This is a genomic window from Ruoffia sp. FAM 24228, from assembly GCF_045528575.1.
GTDB lineage: Bacteria > Bacillota > Bacilli > Lactobacillales > Aerococcaceae > Ruoffia > Ruoffia halotolerans.
Genome location: NZ_JBGQQZ010000006.1, coordinates 24,761 through 46,081, shown reverse-complemented (window position 1 = coordinate 46,081; position 21,321 = coordinate 24,761). Strand labels below are relative to the sequence as shown.

The following is a 21,321-nucleotide window of genomic DNA, read 5'->3' as shown; positions in this document are numbered from 1 at the left end:
CCAACTTTCTTTTATTTTATGAATGACGTTTAATTATATTCTGTATGGCTTCGATATTCATTTGATAACCTGTCATCAAAGTGTAATTCAATGCTGCTTGATGAACGAGCATATCAATACCTGTAATTACCTTACAGCCTCGGCGTTGTGCTTGTTGGATAAATTGAGTCATTAAGGGGTTCATAAACAATATCGCAGACGACTGTGTTGGGATTTAACCAAGTTTCATTTTCTAATACTGTTTGCATTGTATTAGGAGACATTCCGACTGAAGTCGTTTGTACTAATATATCAGCATTTGTTACGGCTATTTTTACTTCACTTGAAACAGCCGAATCGATCAGATTAATAATGATGTTCGGAAAGTCTTCTTTTAAACTAGTAATGATATTTTTTATAGCTAATGGGCGGTAAATATTTCTGGCAATAATATTGATATGTTTAATGCCTTCTAATGCCGCCTGAGCCAAGATGATTCGTGTTGTATTTCCAGAACCAAAGATTGTAACAGTTTGATTCTTCAAAAGAACATCTTGTTGTTGAACGGCATTCCAAAACCCTTTGCCATCTGTATTAAAGCCTATCCATCTTCCATTATTGGGTATCAACATATTAATGGCTTGAACATATTGGGCTGCTTGATCTAATTCATCAACGCACTGTAGTGCTTGGTATTTTCCAGGCATCGTTACATTAATACCTATCGCATTCTAACTTTTTAAGGCTTGAATGCGATCAATTGTCTCATCTTCCGATGTTTCGAAGGCTAGGTAGACTAAATTTAATTTATCCAATTCAAAACTAGTATTATAAATTAAAGTGGTAACTATGACCTCAACACCAATCGCAACATCATCCAAATCAATTAGCTTTTCAGTTAATTTGTCACATAAATCTACTTTTGTTAGAACGATTACTGGTATCGCTCAGCTATACCAAACAATACTTCAGTATCTTTCAATTTGTCGGATATTAAAGGTCATTGTTAAGTGACATACAAATATATACGGCATCGACATTTGTAGCTACCAGTTGTTCATCATTCGATGTTCCTGTTGCTAATCAAATTATCGTAGTTTTAAGTCTAAATACATGATGCATAATTACATGCCTTTCATTATCGCTCAACTTATCAATCTTAACAAAATTGGCAACAGGTGGATAATCAGATATATAATCAATGTTATATCGAAACTTTCCAGATACTTCTGGTGTAAATTCATTGTCATCTGCCATGCCTTTATATATATTTTAGTTTGTGAAGAAATTCGGCCTACAAACAATTCAGGGTATTGATTTGCTTCTGTATTTATTTCTTTGCTAATCCCTAATTTTTTATGTATTCAATGTTTTCCTCCATTAATGTGCTTCAGTGACTACCAATACTTGTGGGAGGATCCGTACAGGATTTAGTCTGTATAGTCTCCGCGGAATAAACGATTGCCATTTTAATCATAATATATTCACTCCTTTCGGTATAAACTGTATTCATTTATATATATCGGAACGATGAAGAAATTACTAGTATTTCACGCATTTTTATAAGGTGAATTTTACGTAAAATATAAAAAGCATGTTATAATCAAAGTATCGATTGAATATGAAAGGACATGATTATGGGATTATTAGTAGATGGACAATGGCAAGATAATTGGTATGACACTGAAAAAACCGGTGGTCGCTTTGTTCGTAAAGATTCACAATTTCGCAATTGGATAACAGCAGATGGAAGTGCTGGACCTACAGGTGATGGTGGTTTTAAAGCAGAAAAAGGACGTTATCATTTATATGTATCACTAGCCTGCCCTTGGGCTCACCGTACACTGATTATGCGTGCGTTAAAAGGTTTGGAGGATTTTATATCACTATCCGTTGTGAATCCGAAAATGTTAGAGAACGGATGGACATTTGAAGACGGATCTGGAGTCATTAAAGATTCAGTTAATAACGCTGACTTTTTATACGAAGTTTACAAAGCTGCAGATGATAATTATAGCGGTCGCGTGACGGTACCTGTATTGTGGGACAAACAAACGGGTAAGATTGTTAATAATGAATCTTCAGAAATATTACGTATGCTTAACTCAGCTTTTGATGACATTGGTGCTAAACCAGGTGACTACTCACCTGAAGCATTAATGGACGAAATCGATGCTATGAATGATAGAGTTTACGATAACGTAAATAATGGTGTGTATAAGTCTGGATTTGCAACTAAACAAGAAGTTTATGAAGAAGAAGTTACGAATGTGTTCAAAGTACTAGATGAACTAGAAGAACATCTAGAAAACCGTAAATATCTAGTCGGTGATCAGTTAACAGAAGCTGATATTCGTTTATTCACTACCCTAGTTCGATTTGATGCGGTTTATTATAGCCACTTCAAATGTAATTTCAAACGTATCGTGGATTATCCAAATCTATGGCGTTTTACACGTGAAATTTACAATCTTGAAGGAGTATCTGATACTGTAAATATGCAACATATTAAAGATCATTACTATATTAGTCATAAGACAATTAATCCAACAGGAATAGTTCCTAAAGGACCAGAACTAGATTTTAGCCTCTAATACACTCAAAGCCAGCCTTTTAAGGGCTGGCTTTGAGTGTATTATTTAATGTTATTTTAGATGAAGTCAAATTCCGTTCCGATATTTTGTTCAACGGCGCGACGGTGTACAACCTCCGCTACGGCAACATCTAGTGCTCCTGTACCGATAGGTATACAAATAATTTTTTCGTTAGAATAATCTTCTAGTGTCACTTTATTAGCAGCTAACTCGCCTAAGGTACAATAAATATCATCTTCAGTCACTTTACCATCTTTTGTTAGAGATTTTAACACTCCACGGTGTAAAGCTTGGTCAACACGGTCAACGATAATTTTGTCCGCTGAAAGAATAACATCTTCACTTACCTCTTCAAAAGATCCCATAGGGAAAACGATTGTTCCCGGTTTAACCATTTCTTTTGTTATAAATGGTTCTTGTGCCGGTGTGAATGTAAATAATGCTTCATTATCTGTTGCTTCTTCAGGATGGTCCGGGTCTGCAATAATAATTTCGCCTTTAACAAAAGGTTCCATATCTGCTTTAAATTGTTCTGCAGTAGAACGTCGATGATTCCAAACAACTAATCGCTCAATATCAAATAAATCAGCAATACAAATGGTGGCTGTTCTAGCTTGTAAACCTGCACCAAACATTCCTACTGTAATAGAATCCTTTATACCAAGATATTTCAATGCTACTGCTGCCTGTGAACCAGTACGCATATTTGAAATATAAGAACCTTCCATTACAGAAGTAAATGTACCAAGTTCAGGATCAATTAACGTAATAAGTGCTGTAATATATGGTAAATTCATTTCTTTTCGTTTACCTGCAAAACCACCAACCCATTTTTGTCCACCAACTTTTAACCAGTCCACATAAGCTGGCATAGCATTCATAAACCCTTCATTTTGTGGCCAATTTCCTGTTTCACCTAAATCTAAGGTAACCTTCGTTGGATTCACAATCTCACCTAAGCCAAATCCTTCGAACGTCTTATCAACTACTTCATTAATTTCAGAAACCGTGATAAAACTCCTCACTTGCTCTTCGTTTAATAATCTTGTCATATGTGCCTCCTATACATTTAATTTCATTTGTGTTAATTGAGTGGTCAAATACAAAAAAATCAGAACACTCCTTATTTTCATTTTACACTAAAAATGAAATTTTCGCTGAGAATTTTTAAAAAGTAACTCATCTGATGATATTTCTACACATCCTGATAGTCATCTGATAACAAATATGAACTAATTGATAACGTTTATAATAAAAGAAGAAGTACAAGCTCCAATTTCAGCTAAGAAACTTGATAGAGTTAAAGAAGACGCAGCTCCAAATATTCTTACAGAAACACCAGAATCTACAGAACCAGTTGCTCGCTGCAAAGACAAAGACGAATAATTAAATTTTAAACTAAAAGACTCTGCTAAGTTTTTAACATAGCAGAGTCTTATTTCTTTTAAATAATATTACGGTTTTAAGATTGATTTACCGTTTCCAGATCGTGTTAATAGATCCTCATGTACTTTTTGAACTTCCCTTAAAGGGACACTTTCTCCAATAATAGGATTAATTACACCATGTTCTAACATGGCGATAATTCCAGCAGACGCTTCTGTGTAATCCTCTTCAGTTAAGTTTGGTAGCGAAGCACCTAGAACATTAATATTTCGGCTTAAAATGAGTCTAGGAGAGATTTCAATGGTGTCCCTAGCTCCTACGACTACAATTCTTCCTTTTGTTTTGATGGCTTGTAAATCTAGTTCTAAGTTTTTATTAGCTAAGAATTCAATAATAACATCTGGGCCCACTCCATTTGTATACTCACTTAACTGATCTAAATTGTTGTCATTCAAATGATTCATCGCGTAGTCAGCCCCATTATCTAAGATGGCTTGTAAACCTTCTTCGGTGCTTGAAGTTCCAATGACGGTTGCTCCAATGGATTTAGCCATCTGAACAGCAAGCGTTCCTACACCACCAGTTGCCCCATGGATAAAGACTGTTTCACCAGCTTTTAGATTCGCTCTTTGGAATAATATATGATAGGCAGTAAACCCAGGTATGCCTAGGGCAGCACCTTGTTCAAAACTGGCATTATCAGGTAAAGGCAACACGATATCTGAATCCACAACTACCTTTTCAGCATAAGTTCCAGATTGGTTCACTTTACGGAATGTTCCAACAAACACTCTATCTCCAACTTGAAAATTAGATACATCATCGCCTATCTCTTCGATGACTCCCGCCCCATCAAAACCAGGTGTAAATGGTAGTTCTGGAATAAATAGATTATAATTCCCAGTTAAGACATAAGATTCGTTAGGATTGACACCAACGGCTTCCATTATTATTTTTACTTGATTACGATCAATTTCTGGTTCAGTTACTTCTTTATATAGTAAATTATGATAGTCTCCGAATTCTTCAACCACTACAGCACTCATCTGTTTATTCTTGTTCATTTATACCCCTCTTTATCTTTAAATCTTAATAAAAAATACTTCTAAAAAGAAGTATTTTAGTAATTTATGCTAATTTACGTAAATCTTTTAACTCATTAATCTTAACGGATGGTGCACCATTCTCACTATATAAAAATTCACGTGGTGTAATACTGTTAGACATTGCAACGATTAATCGATCACGGTATGGCTCTGGTAGTTCATCAAAAAGTAATTGTTTGTCTGTAAGGTTTAATTGCTTTCTAAGGGACTCAATCTCACCTTTTGATTTTAATTTATAAGAGCGAGTGGGAAGTTTTTCAGTGATAGTTCTTTCTTCGACTCTGTAGAAATAATTATCATCTCCATAGTTTATTTCCAATGCACCAGTATTCGTTCTTGTTTTAGTTACGTTTGAATATTTGTCTTTTTGAATTTCCCACCAGGTCTCAATACCTTTGACTGCTTCTTCTTCGGTTTGGTAACTACCATGTTCTTTGCGGATATTTTGTCTGCGATTAACCCAATAATTAGTAAATACTGTCTGATTCATAGAGTACCTCCTAGATTGTCTTGATAGCGTTATCATATGATACATATGGTATAAGGTCAAATAAATAGCCTTAAATATTATCTAATTTCCAGTAAATTGGCGTTTGTCCATCAGCCTCTAAGAGAGCATTAACTTTGGAGAATGGTTTGGATCCAAAGAAAGAATGTCTTGCCGAAAATGGACTCGGGTGTGACGACTCTATAATGAAATGTTTGTTAGTATTGATTAAATCTTTCTTTTGTTGCGCATGTCTTCCCCAAAGCAGAAAAACAACCGCATGATCTAAATCATTTAATGCTTCAATAGCATGATTAGTAACCTTTTCCCAGCCTTTATTTTTATGGGAATTGGGTGTGTGTGCTCTCACTGTCAAAACTGTATTTAACATTAAGACACCCTGTTTTGCCCATTTTTTTAAATAACCATGATTTACTGGAGGATATTTTAAATCATTTTCCAATTCTTTATAGATATTTCTTAATGAAGGCGGAATTTTAACTGTTTCTTTAACTGAAAAACTTAATCCATGTGCTTGATTTGGACCGTGATAAGGGTCCTGGCCGATGATGACGACTTTAACATCTTTGTACGGTGTCCACTCAAAGGCAGTCCAAATCTCTTCTATTGGCGGATAAACGATATGTTCTTCATACTCATCGATTAAAAATCGTTTTAAAGATTGATAAGATTCTGTGTTAGTAGCTTCTTCGATAATAGGTTGCCAATCATTTTGTATTTTTATCATTTTCTCCTCCTTAATATTATTCTATACCTTACATTAATTTACTCAATTTGTTAAACTTAAAGCATTATATAAATATAGAGGTGTACCATTGTCAAAAATAACATTTAGAAATGCAACATTAGAAGATGTAAGTCAAATTTTACAAATCTACCAACCATATATCGAGAATACAACTGTAACAATGGCCATCCAAGTGCCTACCATTGAAAATTATAAAAAAGTTATGCAAAAGATTATTGAGCAATTGGCTTTTGTAGTAGCTGAAATAGATCATGAGATAATTGGGTATGCTTTTGCTAATCACTTTCAAGAAAAGCGTCAAGCTTATAAATACACTTGTATTATCAATTTATACATCAATCCCTCCTACTATGGCACTGGTTTAGGCCAGCAATTATATGAGAACTTAGAACAGAAATTAAAACAAATTGGAATTGTTCAACTTTATTCGAATTTAACTGCAAGTAATATTGCTGGTTACCGTTTCTTACAAAAAAATGATTATACAGTAGTGGGTCAAATGCCTAAATTCGGCTATAAATTTGATGAATGGCATGACATCGTATGGATGGCAAAAACAATTCAGTCTAATACTTAAGAAAGCTCTTCTACAAACTAAATATATGTAAAAAATCTCGGGAATCATAGGTTCCGGGGATTTTTATTTTGTCTATAAGTTCAAAAGGTGTCTCTTCTTTCAAATATTTAATTACAGCCCGTTCTGGATAGTACAAGATGAGTTTTACTGGACGACGAACCAAGTTCACAGAGTACATGATATTATTTATTACATTTTTAAAAATTTTAAACGCAAACGGATTGAAAAAATAGAAAATTGAATCACTCGATTCAACAAGATAATCGTCAGCATAAGTATGTTTAATATAAATATCATTATTAGGTACTTTGAAGCGCTTTTGAAATTGTTTTTTGTTATTCTCTAATTCATCAAACGTCATTGGATGAAGTTCTATTCCTTTAACCGTAATACCAAATCGATAATGAACATAGAACAAAGCTCTCCCTGTTCCACAGCCCATATCAACGAAAACATCATCTTTTGATACAGTTAGATTATCAAATAATAGACTCAATACGTCATAATCCGTCGATTCTAAGCGATGGTAATCATAGATTGCTGCCTGCCAGTCACGTTCATTTGTCGTTTTTATATTTAATAAATTGTCCCATTCTTGGTTATTCATTTAATCACCTGAATTAAAAAACGGGCAAGAAGCCCGTTTAAATTTTTTATTTAAAATGTGTTAATTAGCGAGTTAAACCGAAGTATGCATTGATTCCGTTAACAAGCCCATTAATTAATTTCTTCTGATATGAAGGGTTAATTAATTTTCTAAATTCTGCATCATGATCTTGGAAACCTAACTCTACTAATGTAGCCGGAACGTCTGTCTTACGTGTAACGTGTAAGTTTTGCGCACGAGTTCCCATATCATTCGCTCCAGTAATCGCAACTAAGCTATTTTGGATAGCGTTTGCTAAACGTTTCCCTTCTGGAATAATGTCTGTTCCAATATGGTGATCAACTGTCTCATAGCCTTTTTCATCGATAGATTGATCGTGATATAAAGTTACGATACCATGAGCCGTATTTGGAATCGGCATTGCATTATGATGCACACTAATGTATGCATCAGGCATAATGCTATTTGGTTCTAAATGACGTTCATGTAAAGGAATTGTTTCATCGTATGTTCTTGATTCATAAACAATATATCCTTGATTACGTAAAATTGTTGATAGTTGAGAAGTGATGTTTAAGTTTAATTCTTTCTCTTCTCGATTATTCGCAGCTGAACCTGTTTCAGTTCCACCGTGACCTGCATCTAAGTATACAACATTCTTACCTTGTGGCACTTCTACAGAAGCAGATTTAGGAACATATCCTACGATACTTCCATTTGAATTTAATAATTCAATATATTTCGTTCCGCCTTTAACAAATTCACGTTTAACTGTAAATCTTTGACCAAAATAATCAACAACATCGCTAGTACGACCTGCATAAGATAAAGTGTTTCTTAATGCTTGTGTTGTACCATTTAACTTCACATCGTAGTTTACTGATACAGGAGTTACTCCAGATAGATCAGGAATTGGTTGGTTGCTAGATCCTGAGTTGTTATTATTGTTTCCACCATTATTTGAACCTGTTGGTTTTGAAACAATTAATACGTCTCCTGAATATAAGTAATTGCTCGTTAAGTTGTTCCAATCTTTTAGATTTTGAACAGTGATACCATGTGCTGATGCGATTTTGTATAAGTAATCGCCTGATTTAACCATATAAGTTTTTGCTGGTGTTGATGGTTTGTTGTTATTGTCATTATTACCATTGTTTCCTGAATTATTTCCAGAATTAGATGGTTTAGAAACAACTAAACGGTCGCCTGGGTGAATTAAGTTAGATGAAAGGTTATTCCATTCTCTTAATTGCGCTTCAGTAATGCCGTATTGATTAGCAATTTTACTTACCCACTCACCAGATTTAACCACATGAACTTTAGAAGGTTTATTTGTATTGTTATTTTCTTCTTTTTCTTCTTCTTTATCATCTGGTTTTGGAGCTGGAGTTGTTGAATTTGGTTTAGAAACAACTAACACATCACCTGAATAAATATAATTACTTGTTAATTTATTCCAGTCTTTTAAGTTTTGAACTGAAATTCCATAACGACTAGCGATTGAATATAAGTAATCGCCTGATTTAACCGTATGTGTTTTAGCAGTTGTCGTCTCTGGTTTATTACTTTCGCTGACACTTTCATTACCAGTGTTTGAATTTCCTGAATTATTAGGATTTGAAACAACTAAACGATCGCCTGGGTGGATTAAGTTAGATGATAAGTTATTCGATGATTTTAATTGTTGGTCAGTGATTCCATACTGAGCTGCAATCTTACTTACCCATTCTCCTGCTTTTACAACGTGAACTTTTTTAGTTCCAGAATTTTCATTACTGTTATTGTTATTATCGTCTGGTTTAGGTGCAGGTGTCGATGTGTTTGAACCTGGTTTTGCAACATTTAAAACATCACCAGAGTAAATATAGTTATTAGATAACTTATTCCAGTCTTTTAAGTTCTGAACAGTTACACCGAAACGACTAGCGATTGAGTATAAGTAATCGCCTGATTTAACCGTATATGTTTTTGCTGATTCTGTGTTTCCTGAATTATTAGTGTTCTCAGAGTCATTATTTGAATTCCCTGAGTTACTGTTTCCGTTATTCTTAGCAGACGCAGAAACGACTAAACGATCTCCTGGATGGATTAAGTTTGATGATAATTTATTCCAAGATTTAATTTGAGCTGCTGTCACACCATATTTTTGAGCAATTAAATTAACTGACTCTCCCGCTTTAACGATGTGAACATTTGTCGTTGAAGTGTTTCCAGTTGAATTGTTATTATCATTTTCAATTGGTGTCGGTTTTGGTGCAGGTGTTCCTGCTTTAGAAACATTCAGGACGTCACCAGAATAAATATAATTGCTAGTTAAGCCGTTCCAATCTTTAATGTTTTGTACTGATACACCATGTTTAATAGCGATTGCGTATAATGAATCACCAGATTTTACAGTATAAGTTGATCCTGTAGCCGTTGCTGTATTTGTGTTATTAGACACAACTGGTGGTGTATTTGTTTCAACTTCAGTGTTATTAGAATTTTGTGTCTCATTTGGAGGAGTAGAAATTTCTTCATTTTGTGCACTTTGACCCACTAATAAACTTTGACCTGGAAGTATAATATCGTTATTTAAACCATTAATTTCTTTAAGTTGCCCCAATGAAAGGCCATGACGGCTGGCAATTGAATATAAAGTATCGCCAGATTGAACAACATATGTTGATGAAATTTCTTGTGCTGCTACGATTGATTGTGATCCACCAATGGCAACAAGCGCTGCTAATGAAAGTGAAACAGTAATCCATTCCCCTTTACGTTTGCGCATTAATTTTCTCTCCAAAATGAACACTCCTCAGATTGTAGTAATGTATATTTCAATTGTAACATGTTTTGATTACCAAAACGACTAGATTTATTACAAATATTAATAGATTAATTATCCGCTTTAGCAAAGCGATTCTCAAGTAAATTCATAAGTTGTGAAATTGTGAATGTCATAATGAAATATAACAGTGCCGCAAATAATAACGGTGCAAAAGTTGTATACGTTGCCCCTCTAACAGTATCCGAAGCAAACATTAAGTCTTTGATTCCTAAAACAGACACAATTGACGTTTCTTTAATTAATACAGCAAACTCATTACCAATCGCTGGTAAGATGTTTTTAATCGCTTGTGGTAAAAGTACTTTTCTAAAAGCTACCCACTTAGGTAAACCAAGTGCTCTGGCTGCTTCTGTTTGACCTGTATCGATTGATTGAATACCACTACGCATGATTTCTCCCATATAAGCAGTAGAGTTAATGGTTACAGCTAATACTGCAGAGATGAAATCATCCAAATAAATATTGAACATTGGAAGTCCGAAATAAACTAAATAAACTTGAACAAGTAATGGCGTCCCACGAATAATCTCTACATAAACACGCGCAATCGTGCTAAGTATTTTGTTTGATGAAATACGCATTAAAGCTAAGGTAGCTCCGAAAGGTAATGATAAAACGACTGTAACGAATGCTAATTGTATTGTGTACCATGCTCCATTTAAAAATAGCGGGTAATATTCTTGAATAATATCCATAAGTATCTCTCCTCTTAAATTTTATAATAATGATCAAACTAATAATTAAACTGTCTGTGTGTATACAAATATACAAAAAAAGTCTCTATTTTTAATGCATAACATTAAAAATAGAGACGAAATATCCGTGGTACCACTCTGTTTAATTGACATAATCAATTCACTTACTTATAACGCGTATGCGATATTAGCTACTATAAGTTCACTAATATGTCTATTAAGTGCGGTTCAGTAAAGTGAATCTTTGTAGCCTTTCACCGTTTGCTACATCGCTTTTAGTTCACACAAACTTACTCTCTTAAATCTTCGACGACTATTTAATTTAGAATAATATTAAAAGAATGAGAATTGTTTGTCAACCTAAATTCTTATTAATACTAAGAATATTATTAGATTAATCCGATTTTATTAGGCATTAACGAACGATGCAATTTCTTCTTCGGTCATAGAACTATCACAACGGACTTTTACATCGTTTCCATCAGCAAATAGGATACCTGGAACTGTCGGTACACCGTATTTTTCACGGAAGTCTTTTAATTCATCAGTATAATCAGGATGTTCTGAATTTACAAAATTCACCTTAACTTTTTGCTCTGTACTTACTTTATGAAGTTTAGGTGCAAATTTGCGGCAATATGGACATGTGGGACGTCCGATAAATACCACAGTACCTTCTTCATTAGAAAGTAATTCATCTGCTTCAGTCGGAGAAAGCTCCGTAAAGTCTTGTACGATTTCTAAAAATACATTTTCTTCTGCTGTCATATTAATAACCTCTCTTTCATAAGTAAATAGTACCTTAAATCTGGCCTTTAAACCAATTTTATTGCTCAATCTAATTCAATATCTTGAAGTGTTTCTCTTTTTTTACGCTTTATACGAAGGGTCGTAAATAATAAAATTAAGCCAATAACTAAGATGATTATTGCGATAATTGTCATCGGTTTTCTTTCACCAGTCGAAGGTAATTCGATATTACCTTTATTTGTTTTTTCACCTTTGTTCTCTTTATTTTTATTATTCATCGAATTTGATGCACTTGGTTTAGGAAGATCTTTTATATTTGTATTACTTCGAACGTTTGAAAGCTGGTCTTTTAAAGATTCTAGATGATCATTCGGTACTACCAAGTTATCAGGGACTTCGTCTAAGGTTTCATCTAATGTTAATTCGTCATTACTTTCTGAATCTATTTCTGAAGTTGACTCTCCACTTAAGGCTTCTTCTAACGCATGTGATGAAATATCTTTTTGAACATATTCATCATAATAGCCAGACGAACTCATCGAGTTTGTAACCCACTGTTGTGAGCTATCGTCAAAAAATACTAGTTTCACTTGATATCTTTGGTGGATACTACGTACTAAATTTACGGCTTCTTCATTCGTATGCATATTCGAGTTTAGATAATTGACAAGTTCGCTTTTTATTAACTCAAAAGCCTCTGTGTTAATGCTATAAATATAATTCCATTGATTCTCTTTTAAGTTGATGACTTTTTGATAATTCTGTATAAATTCATCTTTGTTATTATTTTTTATAAATGCTCTTTGTGCATATTGAGCTAATGTTTCTATATCAATTAAACTTAACTCTTTAGCATAACTATATGTTTCATAGGCTAGATTATCTAAAACGATATTTGGTTTATCCGCTAAAGCATTTTCTAAAGCTTGTTGATCTAATTGCTCACTATATAGTCGATAAATATCTTCAAAAGCAACTTTACGATAAGCTTTAGCAACTATCTTTTCTAAATATGTATCAATTTGAACGAGATAATCATTTAAAGACGTTTGGCTATTCAGTAATATCTGGTCAGTTGATAAATATTCAGATGAATACGGATATAATTGACACTCATTGTAGGCGGCTTTTGATTGACTCGTGTTTTCTTTACTAGCGTGTAATTCATTTAGTGTAAAATTCAAATTGGAATAGTTTTGTTCTACGACATTACGATCGGCAATTAATTGGTTTAATGCAACTTGAATTTCTTGGATATAGGCTTGCCATTCCAAGACTGATTCATGACTTGCAACAAGATTTAATTGTTCTTCTTCACTTAAATATATAAACTCAGGGTCCAATTCAGATTGAAGTGCATATACCTCTTCGATAACGATGAGTAGTTGTGAATTTGCCCAATCTAGGGAGTCTACTTCCCCGCTTTCTAACAAAGCAATATAATTATTAAGCTCGTTATATTGTGCTTGAACTAACTGTAATTCCGCTTCAACTTCTTCAATTGTTCCATTTATTGATTCGGCTTCGAGACTTTCATCCGTTGGATTTTGTAATATGTTTAAACAATCTTCTAGTGAAATCGATTCATAATTAATATCCTGAGTAACAATATAAGGATCCGGCGCTTCCTGTGCGAATATTGAACCAAAAGAATTAAGTAATAAATTTAATAACGTCATTGATATGATTATTTTTTTCATAAATAACACCTCCATATATAAATACGTAAAAAAGTATCATTTCCATTATTTTATTTATTGACTTAATTAACAACTTTTCAAATTGCTATTTTAGACAACAAAAAAACAGTTAGTGAAATCGATTTGCTTTCACTAACTGTTTAAACTATCTCTATTAGTCTAAGTATTCAACTACTTCTACTTTATTAGTATAATATCGCATTCTTTGTTCTAATTCAGCATACAACTCACTGGCTTGAGCTAAGCCATATTCATCAGCATCTGCTAAAGGAACTACAGAGTATACCGGAGTCTCTGGCATACCGAAATTAAAGGTCGGCATGAATCGCATTGAATCTAAGACAACTTCACCATTACCAAGTTTATTAAATGTATATTCGGTAATACCTCCGACTTTTGTGTCAATTTCATACTGTCCAGTTAAAAAGTTCCCGTGTGAGAACATTCCTGCTTGGCTCTCATTATAATTAATAAATGGTTGTAAGACATGCGGGTGTCCGCCTAGAATAAAGTTTGCTCCAGCATCACGCGCTGTTTGCATAACTTCTAATTGCCACGTATTAGGTAAGTAATCATACTCATTTCCCATATGGAACATGACAACTGACACATCCACTTCCGTATTCAGTTGCTCAACTTCAAGTGGAATTAAATCCAAATCAATGAGTGATAATAAATATTCTTGATCTTCTGGGAGATAGTTTCCATTCGCATCATTAGCATAAGACAGAAAACCAACGGACATATCTCCTACTTCGATGATGCGAGACGTATTGTAATCTTCCCATGACTCATAACTACCTACATACATCATATCACGCTCTTGTAAGGCGTTAATTGAAGCATATGCCCCGTCTGCACCTAAATCAAGTGAATGGTTCGTTGCATTATTAACAATATCAACCCCAGCGTTTTGAAGTGCATCAATAATCTCTTCAGGTGAATTAAAAGCTGGGTATGTTGAAGGTCCAAAGACACTTCCCGCTGTGATCATCTCTAGATTCGCAGTTGTAATATCCGCATTCTCTAAATACGGTCTAACCCCATCAAACATATGATCAAAACTATAACCATCCCCAGTATCCGCATCATAATAAACCGTATCATGAACTAATACATCTCCAATAGAGCGAATTGTTACAGAATCAACCACTTCATAATCACTACTAGATCCATTCTCTTCAGAAGTGTCAACCACTTCTTCACTGCCAACTTCTTCGGACTCAGCAACCGATTCCCCCTCTTGGCTAGCCGATTGGCAGCCTAAAAGGAGAAATGTTATACCGAGAAATAAACTTATTAATTTTATGTTATTTAATCTTTTTTTCAACATTCACGCATCCTTATTCGAATTCTATCAGTAAATCTCCTGCTGTAATTTGATCTTGTTCTTTCACATAGATGCTTTTTATTACCCCAGCTTTAGGTGCTTGAATCGCATTTTCCATTTTCATTGCTTCAGTAATAATTAATACATCATTTTGTCTTACATGATCGCCTTCTTTAACATTTACCTTAAATACAGAACCAGGCATTTGTGCTCCGACATGATTCAGATTTGAACGATCTGCCTTTGGACGAGCTACTGATGATAAATCAACATTATTATCAATAATTTCTACTTGTTCAGGCATTCCATTTAGATTGAAATAAACAATACGTGTGCCATTTTCTTTAAGCGGTCCAATACTTGTTAATTCTACTAAGAGTGTTTTACCAGGTTCGATATCAACGACAATACGTTCATTTAACTTCATACCGTATAAGAAGGTTGGTGTATCAATTATATCAACTTGACCAAAATCTTCAATAAAGTTTAAATATTCTCTAAATACTTTAGGATACATTCCTAGACTCAACATTGAGTTCATATCCACATCTTTATAAAGCTTTTCATTCAATTCTTCTTCGGCTTCTTTGAAGTCGAAAGGTGCTAAGTGATTCCCTGGTCGATCGGAAATCGCTGTTTCATTTTTTAGAACTACTTTTTGTAATTCTTTATTCATACCACCCGCAGGTTGGCCAATCTCTCCTTTAAAGAAAGAAATAACAGATTGTGGGAAGTCTAACGCCTCGCCTTGCGCAATAACAGATGATTCGTCTAAATCATTTTGAACCATGAATAAAGCCATATCTCCTACAACTTTAGATGATGGTGTCACTTTTACAATATCTCCGAATAAGAAGTTCACACGGTGATACATATCTAAGACAGCGTCATAACGATCGCCTAGCCCTAAGGATTGTGCTTGCATACGTAAATTACTATATTGACCACCTGGCATTTCATAATCATAGACTTTTGTCCAAGCAGTTGTTAAATCACTTTCAAACGGCGTGTAATACTTACGTGTTTCTTTCCAATAATTTTGCATGATATCATTCGCTTCAACGTCCACGTTAATATTACGGTCAAGGCCTAGACGTGTATAGTACAAGGCATTCGCATCTGCCTGTGAATTTTGACCCGATAGAGCTGCATTAGCAGTATCCACAATATCCACCCCAGCATCAATCGCTCTTGAGTAAATAGCTACACCAGTACTTGTCGTATCATGTGTGTGTAAATGAATCGGTAGTGATACCTCTTGTTTCAATGCAGAGATAAGTTGGTAAGCTGCCTCAGGCTTTAAGACACCAGACATATCTTTAATCGCAATTGTATGAACACCAAGTGCTTCCAATTCTTTTGCCATATTTACGTAATAATTTAATGTATATAGGCTTGATCGTTGTGGGTTCAAAATATCCCCTGTATAACAGATTGTTCCTTCGACGATTTTTCCAGTCCCTAACGCTGTTTCAATTGGGAATTTTAACGCTTCTAACCAGTTTAGTGAATCAAAAATCCTAAAGACATCGATGCCCTCTTGAGCACTTGTTTTAATAAACTGTTTCACTAAATTATCTGGATAGTTCTTATAACCTACCGCATTTGAAGCACGCAATAACATTTGGAAAGGAATATCCGGAATTAATTGACGTAAGTCACGCAATCTTTGCCATGGACTTTCTTTCAAGAAGTTATAAGCGACATCAAACGTTGCTCCTCCCCACATCTCTAATGAGAAGTAGTCACGCATTGTTTCATTCATAAATGGCGCAATTTCACGCATATCTGTCGTTCTTAAGCGTGTCGTTAAAACAGATTGATGTGCATCACGAAGTGTTGTATCTGTTAGTAAAGTATTCTTAGTTCCAAGGATAGCTTTAGATACAGCTTCAGGTCCTTGTTGATCTAAAATCTGTTTAAATGACAAAGCTTTCTCGTCGTGTGGCTTTGTCCAAACATCCCCTGGTGTACTGAATGATTCACGGTGAATATTTGTACGGTGACCTTTAATTTTTGGCACTTGTCTCAATTCAAAGTGAGGTTTTTCAGTTTTTTCAATCCCTGGGAAGCCATTGACAGTGACATTCGCAATATACTTCAATAGTTTATTCCCGCGGTTTCTTGGAGGTATAAAATCGAATAATTCCTTATGCGTATCAATGAATGACACATCATATTCACCAGAGACAAATTGTGGGTGTTTAATAATGTTTTCAATGAAACGAATATTTGTTTTGAGACCCACGATACTCATCTCTTCTAAAGAGCGTCTTAAGTTAGCAATGGCGCCATCTTTGTGAATTGAATACGTTGAGATTTTAACAAGTAATGAATCATAGTAAGGGCTAATATTCGCCCCACTATAAGCGTCACCAGCATCTAAACGAACACCAATCCCACCAGGAGAACGGTAACCGATAATCTTACCAGAATCAGGTGCAAAATTATTTAAAGGATCTTCTGTCGTGACACGTGCTTGAATAGCGTAACCATTTAAACGAATGTCTTCTTGGCTTAGGAAACCAATTGCTTGATCAAATAATGATTCACCATCCGCAATTAAAATTTGTGTACGAACAATATCTAAACCAGTAACTAATTCTGTAATTGTGTGCTCAACTTGAACACGTGGATTTACTTCGATGAAATAAAATTCATTTCCTGAAACTAGGAATTCTACAGTACCGGCATTAAGATATTCGATATGATTCATTAATTGTAGTGAAGCATCTGTTAATTTTTCACGCATTTCAGGACTTAAATTAAAAGAAGGCGCCACTTCAACAACTTTTTGATGACGACGTTGAATCGAGCAATCTCTTTCATATAAATGTACGACGTTGCCATGTGTATCTCCTAAAATCTGTACTTCAATATGTTTTGGTTCATTAATGTATCTTTCAGCATACATACGGTCATCACCAAAAGAGTTTTTTGCTTCGGATTTTGCACGGTCATACGCACTCTCAATCTCGTCTTCAGACGAAACAATACGCATTCCTTTACCGCCACCACCGCTAACAGCTTTTAACATAATCGGATAACCATGTGCTTTGGCAAAAGCTTTCACGTCTTCTAATGAATTGTCATCTGTCACTGTACCTGGAATGATTGGCAATCCTGCAACGATGGCTGTTTCACGCGCACGCGTTTTATTTCCAAACATTTCTAAATGACGTAGTTCTGGACCAATAAAGATTATCCCTTCTTCCTGGCAACGTTTCGCAAACTCATAGTTCTCACTTAAGAAACCATAACCTGGATGAATGGCATCAATGTTTTTCTCTTTAGCTAAAGCAATAATACCTTCAATATCTAAATAAGCCCCCGTCGGACTTAATGTTTCGCCTACCAAATACGATTGGTCGGCTTTTTGTCTATGGAGCGATCCGATATCTTCTTTGGAATAAATCGCTACAGTTTCAATGCCTAATTCCTTACACGCACGGATAATTCGAATGGCGATTTCACCGCGGTTGACTATTAATATCTTGTTAATTTTATTCATTGACTCAACTCCAATTTATTTACTATTTAATTCCAAATATTTAATGATTCATTTTGAGCATGATCCTCAGCTTCTCTTAAAAGTTTCTCATATGAATTATTAGGCGGATTGACATATCTCACTCGAGCTAATCCTTCTTCTAATAATACTTCATTCACTAACACATCATCACTATACACATAGGCTAATATACGATTGTAATTATCTGTAGGTGGACCAACATCTAGTTCGATATATACTTGATCCGCTTCCTCAAGTAAAGTTTCATTCATTTCTTTAGCTTCCTGAGCAAATGGTGCGGGATCGTCACTGTCATAATTCATTTCTGGTGTATCGATGATTAAGTATCTAACGGGAATTTCATATCCATTCAAAGCAATTCGCATGGTATCTCCATCATTTACAGAAACAAGTTCCACTGGAATCTTTTTTAATGTCGGTAATACTTCAAAATTATCTCCATTAAATTCACTTGAAATTACTTCGGCGTCCTGATTATCAATGACCGTATTGGATGAATCAAAATTTAATAAATCAGGTGCAAAGAATATAACCAAAATAATAATGATGGTTGATAAGCCAATGCCCATTTTATTATTCCGATTCCCTAACTGCTTTAATAATCGACGTAAGAGTGATTTATTATTCAAGCAAGCCCTCCGTTCTATTAAGTTAAATATACACAAGCTATTATATCATAATTACTAGACTAGTTTACGCTCTTATTAGTAAATTTTAATCTTAAAGTGTTTAAAGTTTGATATAGCAAAAAAACCAACAAAATAATTGTTAGGGCACATAAAAATGAACTATAACAGAACGCTTTCTTCATCCGGCGTTTGGCGCACCTCTACCTTTGTTCCTTGTTCTGAAATTGATGACAACCAATTAATTTGTTGACTATTCAATGAGACTCCAGGTGCGATTGTTTTTCCTCCACCTGAAGGAGGTACACTCACTAACGTGACTAATGGGATAGAAAAGCCAAGATTCATAATAATTTTCAAATCTGCTATTGTTTCAAAGATTAATATTGGATGTTTTTCTGGATTCAATTTATTTAACATTTTTATAGCTTTACTCATACTATAGTAACGACATGTAATCCCATCCGGTACTGCCATATCTAAAAGACCTTGTTGCATTTTATTTTCTGAAAGTTTGTCATTCACGACAATAATAAGATTACTCTCGACTTCGCTACACCAAAGTTCGGCAACTTGCCCATGGAGAAAATGATCGTCAATTAGAGCCATTCTTACACTAGACATCGCATCCCTTTCCTTTCTAAATTTACATTCAGCCGATATGTTACGCCATTTAAGAAATAAGTTCAACACTTTTACTTTAACACACAAAAAAACTGTGATTCAATTTGATTAAATCAACAAAAAGAAATCACTAATTTAGATAATTATTAGTAAAGAATTAATATTTAAGGTATAATGTTATCTGAACTAACAAGTAGAATGGGTAGAGGTGAAAAAATGCACTTGAAAACAACGTCGAATAATCATTCTGAGTTTTATACAATTATGGATGAGTCTTCCATTTTAAAATCTAAAAAGATAAATAGACGGATGCAAATTCAAAAGAGTGATTCTGAGCTATTTTTCTGTTTTAATCAATCAGTGAGGTTAACTTCTGATATAGGACTTGCATTAATTGTGTTAACTACAACACCTGAAGATGAGACAAGTTACCAAGAATTTATTTTAACTAATAGTATTGATTTAGTCCCAGGTGTCTATTTTAACACTCTCGCTATCACAGAAGAATGTAGTATTTTTATGGAACCTCTTGGGAAAGATTCTCCTAAGACAGTTCCTACAGCAAAAAAAATTGCGATTCGAAAATACGAACCAAAACTAACACTTGAAAAACTACATACTTTGTTCTATCAAATTAAGATGGCGCCTTTCGAAAGTCTATCAATTCCAGGTGATTATTACGAACTTATTATTGTTGATCAAGGTGAGTTAATTCATCATGTTGATGATGAGGAATATGTTGCTAAAAAGAATGATTGCTTTATCTATCAACCAGGACAAGTAAGAAAACAAAGTATTACAAAAGATGGAATAACGTCTTATTTATCTATTATATTTGATGCAAAGGGTTTAACTCCTACAGCAACAAATCAAATCATACACTTAGGTTCTCAAAACACAGCTTTAATTGAACGAATCATTGAATTATCGAACATTACAACCAATGATAGATATACAGATGATGAAGTGTTATTAAACTTAAAATTAATTCTACTTAAAATTGTTCAAGGTGAAGCGAATCATACCGAAAAGCCAACCACATCGATGCGTGAAAATTATGAAAATGAATTATTCCAAGCTATGGTCGATTTCCTTGATGCACATGTTGAAGACCAAAATCAAGTGAGTGATTTAGTAGAACATTTCTCATTATCAAGATCAACCATACAATCGTTATTTAATAAATACGCAAATACAACACCAAAAAATTATATAAATACTATTCGATTAAACCGAAGCAAACAAATGATTCAAGAAACGCAAATGACCTTATCGCAAATAGCGGATTATCTTGGCTATGGTTCGATTCAGTACTTCTCTCGAGCATTTAGCAAGGAATTTGGTTTAAGCCCTTCTAGCTATGCTAAATCAATTGTTTGAACAAGTTGAACTTACACTAATCAAAAAAATCCACTCCTTAAGTTATTGACTAACTTTAAAGAGTGGAATTTTTTTGATTAAGCTAATTTTGCTAATAAATCTGGACGGAAACCGTTAAAAGGATCTTCCCCATCGATTTCAACTACAGGAAGGGATTGAAAGCCTAATGATTTAATATAATTAAGTGCTTCCTCATCAGCAAACACATCGAGTGTAGAATATTCGACACCTTTATCATCTAAATATTTTTTCGTAAAGTTACATTGCATACAATTTGGTTTTGAATAAACAGTAATTTTTGACATGGATATGACCTTCTTTCTTTGAACTAATAAACTCATCATACTTT

Annotated in this window: 19 protein-coding genes and 1 other annotated feature; of the genes, 3 read left to right on the top strand and 16 right to left on the bottom strand. The window is 34.3% G+C overall.

What is annotated here, in order from left to right:
* Nucleotides 1–16 precede the first annotated feature (16 nt).
* Nucleotides 17–172 (bottom strand): hypothetical protein, encoded by a 156-nt coding sequence (locus ACEN33_RS01930; RefSeq protein WP_407090207.1) that lies wholly within the window; start codon nt 170–172, stop codon nt 17–19.
* Nucleotides 132–698, bottom strand: a complete 567-nt coding sequence (locus ACEN33_RS01925; RefSeq protein ID WP_407094450.1) for a shikimate dehydrogenase family protein — start codon at nt 696–698, stop codon at nt 132–134. The genes ACEN33_RS01930 and ACEN33_RS01925 overlap by 41 nt, the downstream gene beginning before the upstream one ends.
* Nucleotides 699–1,616: 918 nt before the next feature.
* Here ACEN33_RS01925 and ACEN33_RS01920 point away from each other — a divergent pair.
* Nucleotides 1,617–2,573, top strand: a complete 957-nt coding sequence (locus tag ACEN33_RS01920; protein WP_407090209.1) for a glutathione S-transferase family protein — start codon at nt 1,617–1,619, stop codon at nt 2,571–2,573.
* Nucleotides 2,574–2,629: 56 nt separating this feature from the next.
* Here ACEN33_RS01920 and ACEN33_RS01915 read toward each other — a convergent pair whose 3' ends face one another.
* The 4 genes from ACEN33_RS01915 to ACEN33_RS01900 all read right to left on the bottom strand — a co-directional run bounded on the left by ACEN33_RS01915 (nt 2,630) and on the right by ACEN33_RS01900 (nt 6,300).
* Nucleotides 2,630–3,625 carry an ornithine cyclodeaminase family protein gene (locus ACEN33_RS01915; protein ID WP_407094441.1) on the bottom strand — a complete coding sequence of 332 codons (996 nt, stop codon included), beginning with the start codon at nt 3,623–3,625 and terminating at the stop codon, nt 2,630–2,632.
* Nucleotides 3,626–4,027: 402 nt separating this feature from the next.
* Complete coding sequence (locus tag ACEN33_RS01910) at nt 4,028–5,023, bottom strand: NADPH:quinone reductase (protein ID WP_407090212.1); 996 nt, start codon at nt 5,021–5,023, stop codon at nt 4,028–4,030.
* A 64-nt stretch (nt 5,024–5,087) separates the two neighbouring features.
* Nucleotides 5,088–5,555, bottom strand: a complete 468-nt coding sequence (locus ACEN33_RS01905; protein ID WP_138403447.1) for a hypothetical protein — start codon at nt 5,553–5,555, stop codon at nt 5,088–5,090.
* Nucleotides 5,556–5,625: 70 nt separating this feature from the next.
* The gene (locus tag ACEN33_RS01900; protein ID WP_407090213.1) at nt 5,626–6,300 is read right to left on the bottom strand and encodes a uracil-DNA glycosylase; all 675 of its coding nucleotides are present in this window, start codon (nt 6,298–6,300) and stop codon (nt 5,626–5,628) included.
* 88 nt (nt 6,301–6,388) lie between these two features.
* Between ACEN33_RS01900 and ACEN33_RS01895 the strand changes: the two genes are divergently transcribed.
* The gene (locus tag ACEN33_RS01895; protein ID WP_407090214.1) at nt 6,389–6,898 is read left to right on the top strand and encodes a GNAT family N-acetyltransferase; all 510 of its coding nucleotides are present in this window, start codon (nt 6,389–6,391) and stop codon (nt 6,896–6,898) included.
* A gap of 10 nt (nt 6,899–6,908) precedes the next feature.
* On the opposite strand, the gene ACEN33_RS01890 is transcribed toward ACEN33_RS01895, so the two are convergent.
* The 9 genes from ACEN33_RS01890 to ACEN33_RS01850 form a co-directional block, all read right to left on the bottom strand.
* Nucleotides 6,909–7,505 carry a hypothetical protein gene (locus ACEN33_RS01890; RefSeq protein ID WP_407090215.1) on the bottom strand — a complete coding sequence of 199 codons (597 nt, stop codon included), beginning with the start codon at nt 7,503–7,505 and terminating at the stop codon, nt 6,909–6,911.
* A 64-nt stretch (nt 7,506–7,569) separates the two neighbouring features.
* Nucleotides 7,570–10,290 carry a LysM peptidoglycan-binding domain-containing protein gene (locus tag ACEN33_RS01885; protein ID WP_407090216.1) on the bottom strand — a complete coding sequence of 907 codons (2,721 nt, stop codon included), beginning with the start codon at nt 10,288–10,290 and terminating at the stop codon, nt 7,570–7,572.
* Nucleotides 10,291–10,382: 92 nt separating this feature from the next.
* A complete protein-coding gene (locus ACEN33_RS01880) occupies nt 10,383–11,030 on the bottom strand; it encodes an amino acid ABC transporter permease (protein ID WP_407090217.1) in 648 nt (215 codons plus the stop codon).
* A 109-nt stretch (nt 11,031–11,139) separates the two neighbouring features.
* Nucleotides 11,140–11,346, bottom strand: a binding site (T-box leader).
* 92 nt (nt 11,347–11,438) lie between these two features.
* Nucleotides 11,439–11,798: a thioredoxin domain-containing protein gene (locus ACEN33_RS01875; protein ID WP_407090218.1), complete on the bottom strand. Its 360-nt coding sequence runs from the start codon at nt 11,796–11,798 to the stop codon at nt 11,439–11,441.
* Between the two features lie 65 nt (nt 11,799–11,863).
* Nucleotides 11,864–13,480: an LPXTG cell wall anchor domain-containing protein gene (locus ACEN33_RS01870; RefSeq protein WP_407090219.1), complete on the bottom strand. Its 1,617-nt coding sequence runs from the start codon at nt 13,478–13,480 to the stop codon at nt 11,864–11,866.
* Between the two features lie 154 nt (nt 13,481–13,634).
* Entirely contained in the window at nt 13,635–14,810 is a 1,176-nt protein-coding gene (locus ACEN33_RS01865; RefSeq protein ID WP_231606931.1) for a CapA family protein, read from the bottom strand.
* A gap of 13 nt (nt 14,811–14,823) precedes the next feature.
* The gene (locus ACEN33_RS01860) at nt 14,824–18,312 is read right to left on the bottom strand and encodes a pyruvate carboxylase (RefSeq protein ID WP_407090223.1); all 3,489 of its coding nucleotides are present in this window, start codon (nt 18,310–18,312) and stop codon (nt 14,824–14,826) included.
* A 35-nt stretch (nt 18,313–18,347) separates the two neighbouring features.
* Nucleotides 18,348–18,971 carry a thermonuclease family protein gene (locus tag ACEN33_RS01855; RefSeq protein WP_407093650.1) on the bottom strand — a complete coding sequence of 208 codons (624 nt, stop codon included), beginning with the start codon at nt 18,969–18,971 and terminating at the stop codon, nt 18,348–18,350.
* Nucleotides 18,972–19,130: 159 nt separating this feature from the next.
* Nucleotides 19,131–19,592: a PTS sugar transporter subunit IIB gene (locus tag ACEN33_RS01850; RefSeq protein ID WP_407090221.1), complete on the bottom strand. Its 462-nt coding sequence runs from the start codon at nt 19,590–19,592 to the stop codon at nt 19,131–19,133.
* A 216-nt stretch (nt 19,593–19,808) separates the two neighbouring features.
* Between ACEN33_RS01850 and ACEN33_RS01845 the strand changes: the two genes are divergently transcribed.
* Entirely contained in the window at nt 19,809–20,972 is a 1,164-nt protein-coding gene (locus ACEN33_RS01845) for an AraC family transcriptional regulator (protein WP_407093649.1), read from the top strand.
* A gap of 77 nt (nt 20,973–21,049) precedes the next feature.
* Here ACEN33_RS01845 and nrdH read toward each other — a convergent pair whose 3' ends face one another.
* On the bottom strand, nt 21,050–21,277 hold the full coding sequence (gene nrdH / locus ACEN33_RS01840; protein WP_407090153.1) for a glutaredoxin-like protein NrdH: 228 nt from the start codon (nt 21,275–21,277) through the stop codon (nt 21,050–21,052).
* Nucleotides 21,278–21,321: the final 44 nt, after the last annotated feature.